General features: G+C 46.0%; 4 protein-coding genes. 2 read left to right on the forward strand and 2 right to left on the reverse strand.

The annotated features are described in order from the left end of the window. Nucleotides 1-40 precede the first annotated feature (40 nt). Together AAY47_RS17965 and AAY47_RS17970 are read left to right on the forward strand one after the other, a co-directional pair. Nucleotides 41-535, forward strand: a complete 495-nt coding sequence (locus AAY47_RS17965) for a DNA polymerase III subunit chi (protein WP_047771657.1) — start codon at nt 41-43, stop codon at nt 533-535. 13 nt (nt 536-548) lie between these two features. Beyond that, the gene (locus AAY47_RS17970; protein WP_047771658.1) at nt 549-3,446 is read left to right on the forward strand and encodes a valine--tRNA ligase; all 2,898 of its coding nucleotides are present in this window, start codon (nt 549-551) and stop codon (nt 3,444-3,446) included. Nucleotides 3,447-3,521: 75 nt separating this feature from the next. Here the strand turns inward: AAY47_RS17970 and AAY47_RS17975 are convergent, their stop codons facing one another. After that, a complete protein-coding gene (locus AAY47_RS17975; RefSeq protein ID WP_083446771.1) occupies nt 3,522-5,687 on the reverse strand; it encodes a peptidase domain-containing ABC transporter in 2,166 nt (721 codons plus the stop codon). 4 nt (nt 5,688-5,691) lie between these two features. Next, nucleotides 5,692-6,126, reverse strand: coding sequence for an HlyD family efflux transporter periplasmic adaptor subunit (locus AAY47_RS22950; protein WP_053460714.1), 435 nt, complete (start codon nt 6,124-6,126; stop codon nt 5,692-5,694). Between the last annotated feature and the right edge of the window lie 294 nt (nt 6,127-6,420).

Raw genomic sequence — 6,420 nt, forward strand, 5'->3', positions numbered from 1 at the left:
AATACCCATACTGTTTCAGTAACCTTGCAACCAAGAAACTATGAAAAACGCCACCTTCTATTTATTAGAAAAGCTGCCATTATTAGAAAAGCTGTCACCGGAAAAGCAGTTATCGGAACAATCCTCGTCGGAGGAACTACAGCCACATGAATGGCTGGCATGTCAGTTTGCTGCTGATCAATGGCGTGCAGGGAAGCGGGTTCTGATTGCTTGTGAAAGCCAGCAACAGGCCGAAAAATTGGACGAAGCATTATGGCAACGGGAGCCGAATCAATTTGTACCACACAATCTTGCCGGCGAAGGCCCTCGATACGGCGCACCCGTGGAGTTATGCTGGCCGCAAAAAAGAGGCAATGTACCCCGCGATGTATTAGTGACACTGCTTCCTCATTTTGCAGACTTTGCCACAGCTTTCCATGAAGTGATAGACTTCGTTCCTATTGATGAAAATCTGAAACAGTTAGCGCGCGAACGATATAAATCTTATCGTAGCGTCGGCTTTAATTTGACCATGGCAACCCCGCCAACCTATTGAATATCAAGACACAATGGAAAAGACACCCGCTACTCAAACGCAATCTGAGCCATCTCTCGATAAAACATACAACCCGACAGAGATAGAGCAACCCCTTTACAACCACTGGGAACAGAATGGTTACTTCAAACCGAATGGCGATACCAGCCGCGAAAGTTTCTGCATCGTCATTCCCCCCCCAAACGTCACCGGCAGCCTGCATATGGGACACGCCTTCCAGCAGACTATCATGGATACTATGGTGCGTTACCAACGTATGCAGGGTAAAAATACCCTGTGGCAAGCCGGGACTGACCACGCGGGTATCGCAACCCAAATGGTTGTTGAGCGCAAGATCGCGGCAGAAGAAGGCAAAACCCGCCACGATTATGGTCGTGAAGCTTTTATCGACAAAATTTGGCAGTGGAAAGCAGAATCGGGTGGCAATATCTCCAACCAGATGCGCCGTCTGGGTAACTCCGTTGATTGGGAACGTGAGCGCTTCACTATGGATGAAGGTTTGTCCAAAGCAGTGAAAGAAGCCTTCGTTCGCCTGTATCAGGACGATCTGATTTACCGTGGCAAACGCCTGGTTAACTGGGACCCGAAATTGCGCACGGCGATTTCTGATCTGGAAGTCGAAAACCGTGAAGTAAAAGGTTCCATGTGGCACCTACGCTATCCGCTGGCTGACGGCGTTAAGACCGCAGAAGGCAAAGACTATCTGATCGTTGCCACAACCCGTCCAGAAACCATGCTGGGAGATACCGGTGTTGCCGTGAACCCGGAAGATCCGCGCTATAAAGATCTGATCGGCAAAGAGATCCTCCTGCCACTGGTGAACCGCCGTATTCCTGTTGTTGGCGACGAGCACGCGGATATGGAAAAAGGCACCGGCTGCGTGAAAATCACCCCAGCCCACGATTTCAATGACTATGAAGTCGGTAAGCGCCACAGCCTGCCAATGATCAACATCCTGACCTTCGACGGCAATATTCGTGAAGCCGCAGAAGTGTTCGACAGCAACGGCGAAGTTTCCGATCTCTACCCGACCGACATTCCTGCCGAATACCGTGGCATGGAGCGTTTCGCTGCCCGTAAAGCGGTGGTAGCAGAATTCGAAAAACAGGGCCTGCTGGTTGAGATCAAACCCCATGACCTGACTGTTCCTTACGGCGACCGTGGCGGCGTGGTTATCGAGCCAATGCTGACCGACCAATGGTACGTTCGTACTGCACCATTGGCAAAAGTGGCGATTGAAGCGGTTGAAAATGGTGATATCCAGTTCGTACCCAAACAGTACGAAAACATGTACTACTCGTGGATGCGTGATATTCAGGATTGGTGTATCTCCCGTCAATTGTGGTGGGGCCACCGTATTCCGGCGTGGTATGACGCACAAGGCAACGTTTATGTTGGTCGCAATGAAGAAGAAGTTCGCCGCGAGAACAATCTGGGCACCGATATCATCCTGACCCAAGACGAAGACGTACTGGATACCTGGTTCTCCTCTGGCCTGTGGACATTTTCCACCCTCGGCTGGCCTGAGCAGACCGAAGCACTGAAAACCTTCCATCCGACTGATGTGCTGGTCAGTGGCTTCGATATTATCTTTTTCTGGATTGCGCGCATGATCATGCTGACCATGCACTTCATCAAAGATGAAAACGGCAAGCCACAAGTGCCATTCAAGACGGTCTACATGACTGGCCTGATCCGCGATGAAGAAGGTCAAAAAATGTCAAAATCCAAAGGGAACGTGATCGACCCTCTGGATATGATCGACGGTATTCCGCTGGAAAATCTGCTGGAGAAACGTACCGGCAATATGATGCAGCCACAAATGGCCGAGAAAATCCGCAAGCGTACCGAACAACAGTTCCCGGAAGGCATTGAAGCCCACGGTACTGACGCCCTGCGTTTCACGCTGGCGGCACTGGCTTCTACCGGCCGTGATATCAACTGGGACATGAAGCGCCTGCAAGGCTATCGCAACTTCTGTAACAAACTGTGGAACGCCAGCCGTTTTGTCCTGATGAACACAGAGGGACAGGATTGTGGCCAGAACGGCGGGGAAATGTTGCTGTCACTGGCTGATCGCTGGATCCTGGCAGAGTTCAACCAGACCATTAAAGCCTATCGTGAAGCGCTGGATACTCACCGTTTCGACATCGCCGCTAACATTCTTTACGAATTCACCTGGAACCAATTCTGTGACTGGTATCTGGAGCTGTCTAAACCGGCAATCAACAAAGGGACAGAAGCCGAAGTCCGTGCGGCTCGCCATACCCTGATTGAAGTTTTGGAAGGTTTACTGCGTCTGGCACACCCCATCATTCCATTTATCACTGAAACCATCTGGCAGCGGGTGAAAGTCGTCAAGGGTATAGATGCGGACACCATCATGCTGCAACCGTTCCCTGAATTCGATCAGGCGAAAGCCGATGAGTTGGCATTGAACGATCTGGAGTGGATCAAGGAAGCGATCATTGCAGTACGTAACATTCGTGCAGAAATGAACATCGCGCCAAGCAAGCCGCTGGAAGTTCTGCTGCGTGATGCGAATGATGATGCACAACGCCGTGTCGCTGAAAACCTCAATTTCCTTCAGGCAATGGGGCGTCTCTCTTCTGTTACCGTATTGGCGGCCGGAGAAGCAGCACCTGTTTCTGTCACCAAACTGATCAATGGGGCGGAAGTGCTGATCCCAATGGCCGGTTTGATTAATAAAGATGCAGAGCTGGCACGCCTGGATAAAGAAATCGAGAAGCTGGATAAAGAGATTAGCAGCATTGAAAGCAAACTGGCTAACGAAGGCTTTGTCAGCCGTGCACCGGAAGCCGTTGTTGCCAAGGAGCGCGAACGTTTGGCGACCAACAATGCCGCAAAAGAGAAGTTACTGGCGCAGAAAGAGACTATCGCTGCCCTGTAATTTTTCTTAGTTGAAATTTTTTCATATAAGCCACTGCAATTTAGTTTGCAGTGGCTTTTTTCCGTCATCTATTTTTTAATTTTCGTCATATTCAAAATAACCCTGTCTTACGTGTTCTGCTCCCGGCTTTCTTTCAAATCTCGTAAAGGTTTTATCTTTTAGGTTATATATTCGATCCGCGACGGAAATCGTTTCTGGTCGGTGGGCTACAAAAATACGAGTAATGGACATCTGCTTCACAGCTTCGTTTATCTTTCGTTCATTAAAAACGTCAAGGTCGCTGGTAGCCTCATCAAGAAAGAGGATACGCGGACGCTTATAAAAAGCTCTTGCAAGAGATACACGTTGCTTTTGCCCTCCTGAAAGAATACTTCCCATATCACCTATCATTGTTTCGTACTGCATAGGCATAACCATAATCTCGTCGTGTATTGCTGCTGCCTTAGCACACTCATACATCCATTCAAGGTTGGGTTGGGGATCAAAGGAGGAAATATTATCCATCAAGGAAGCAGCAAAAAGTTTATCTTCCTGCATCACAAATGCTGTGTGTCGGCGATATTCGTCAATACCAATCTGTCGTATGCTGATACCATCAACTAACACATCCCCTGACTGAGGAATAGCCAAACCAGCCATTATTCTGAGAAGAGTTGATTTACCACAACCTGACGAGCCTACGATCGCTACGTTCTCGCCAGCATTGATCTCCATATTGATGTCGTTAAAAATGAATGGCTCAGCTTCTCCGTAACGATAGGCGAGACTATTTAGTGTTATCCGACCCGCCACATTATCAAGAGATACTAAGTTTTTCGGATACCAAGCGCTTTCTGTCTCCGCGGTTGCAATGTCTGTGAGACGATCCGAATGTATTGATATAAGACGAAAGTTAAAAAGCGAATTTACCACCTTGATGGAACGGGTAAGGAACATATCAGCGTAAAGCATAAAGGCAAATAGAATACCTGTTGTTATTGTACCTTGCTCCATGAGATGACCACCGAAGAATAAAATCGCCGCTGATGAGAGTCCTGTAAGAAACCCTGATAAAGTTTGGTTTATGAGGTCTATCTTAAATAAATGAGTCCGAGCATTAGCCGTCTCGATCACCCTATTAAGCCATACCATACGCCGATTTTCTGTCAGGGCAAATACCTTGACACATGCCACATTTCGTACTGTCTCAAGGAAATGAGATGACTGCCGTGCCTCATTGGTAATTGCTTCAACTCTTGCGCCTTTGTATGTGTCATAAAAGGTAAGTTTTACTCCGAGATAAATAGAAGCAATGAGCAGTGAAATAATGGCTAAGAACGTGCTGTAACAGAACATCAGAACAACCAACGCCAACAGGATAAGTACATCAAGTAAAGAAGTCAGCATCTCTGCTGTGAAGGCTTCCTTGATCTCATTAAGTGACGTCAGCCTTGAGACGATATCCCCCACATGACGCTTTTCAAAGAAAGTTAACGGTAAGCTGAGTAATCGGTTAAAAAAACCTATACTCCACTGTATTCCCAGCGAGTAACGTATTGCCATTAGCGTCCAGGCTCGGATGATACTGAGAACAGCTCGGAGGATAAGGAGAAAAATAACACCAATGACAATCAAATTTAACATCTCGAAATCATTGGAGCGCAGAACAATATCAATAATAAATTGAGAGCTGAGGGGGATTGAAAGAGCCAATGCCTCAATAAAGAGCGATAACAGAATGATTTTTAACAATGTATTTCTAAGACCTGCCACTTCTCGGAACATATCTGTGATTTTGATGCTCTCCCCTATTTTCCGTTTTTGAAAATCAAGCCGTGGCCATACTTCCAGAACGATCCCCGTGAATTTATTTGATAATTCTTTCAGAGAGATCGTCCTTTTCCCTAAGGCCGGATCATGAATGACAGCATTCTTCTTTGTGATTTTTTTTAACACCACAAAATGATTAAAGGACCAGTGAAGGATACATGGACGCCTGACGCTTCTAAGCTCCTCAAGCTCAAGACGCATAGCTCTGGCATTCATATTTATTCTTCCCGCTGCTGTGATAAGTTGCCTTAATGACATACCGTTGCTCGACACATCGAAAATCTTTCTCATATTGTAAACATCAGTCTCCCGACCGTACCAAATCGCAATCATGGCCAGACATGCCAATCCACATTCTGTTACCTCTGTTTGCATGATTACAGGAAGTTTTTTGGTAAAAGATTCAAAAAAGCCACTGATTTTATATTGCATATTTTTATTGTGCCCTGTCGTTCACTCGTTCATATACTCTCTTAACTGGCATAAAGAGCCACTCGTAAATCTTTCTGGTTTTTACATATATCTCTGTCTCTACTTTCATGCCCGGTAGAAGAGACATACTTTTTTGCCTCCCAGCCATAACAGGTTGAACCATTATCCGAAAGAGTTCCTTATCTTTACTTTCACCGTTTGCCTGAGTGGATGGTGAGATATTTACTGGTGCCTCTGATATTGTCTCTATGACACCTAAAATCTTTCCATACCACTGATATGGGTATGCAGCTACTCTCATCTTTACCTTTTGCCCATCAGCTACATCACCGAGAGAATCGGATGGAGAAAGTAGCTCAATTTTTGGAATTGCGTTCTGGGGAACAAGTACAGCAATTTGCTGGCCTGCTTTTACTCTCTCACCTTTATGAATCGTCACGCTGGTTATCATTCCATCAAATGGTGCGACAATTAAATATTCTCTTTGTCTTTCTATATTCAGAATCTTTTGTTCTATGCCAGCTATTTCAGCTGTAATTGATTTCCTTGCGGAGTCTGATTCCTTGTCGATAGTCGATATTTTTTTTTCAAATCCAATAACTCTCCTTGCAAGGTAATTAGCTTTACCCTTGCAGATGAGAGATTCACTGTAGCGGAGTAATAATCTTTTTTCTTGGATTCACATATTAAGTGCAATATCGTTATAAACGAAGTAAATGAGTTTTTGTCCCTT

It is taken from the genome of Xenorhabdus griffiniae, from assembly GCF_001028135.1.
Taxonomy (GTDB): Bacteria; Pseudomonadota; Gammaproteobacteria; order Enterobacterales; family Enterobacteriaceae; genus Xenorhabdus; species Xenorhabdus bakwenae.

Bases quoted from the DNA above. Each gene is read 5' to 3' on its own strand.
- AAY47_RS17965 (WP_047771657.1), top strand. From the start codon at position 41: ATGAAAAACGCCACCTTCTATTTATTAGAAAAGCTGCCATTATTAGAA.
- AAY47_RS17970 (WP_047771658.1), top strand. From the start codon at position 549: ATGGAAAAGACACCCGCTACTCAAACGCAATCTGAGCCATCTCTCGAT.
- AAY47_RS17975 (WP_083446771.1), bottom strand. From the start codon at position 5,687: ATGCAATATAAAATCAGTGGCTTTTTTGAATCTTTTACCAAAAAACTT.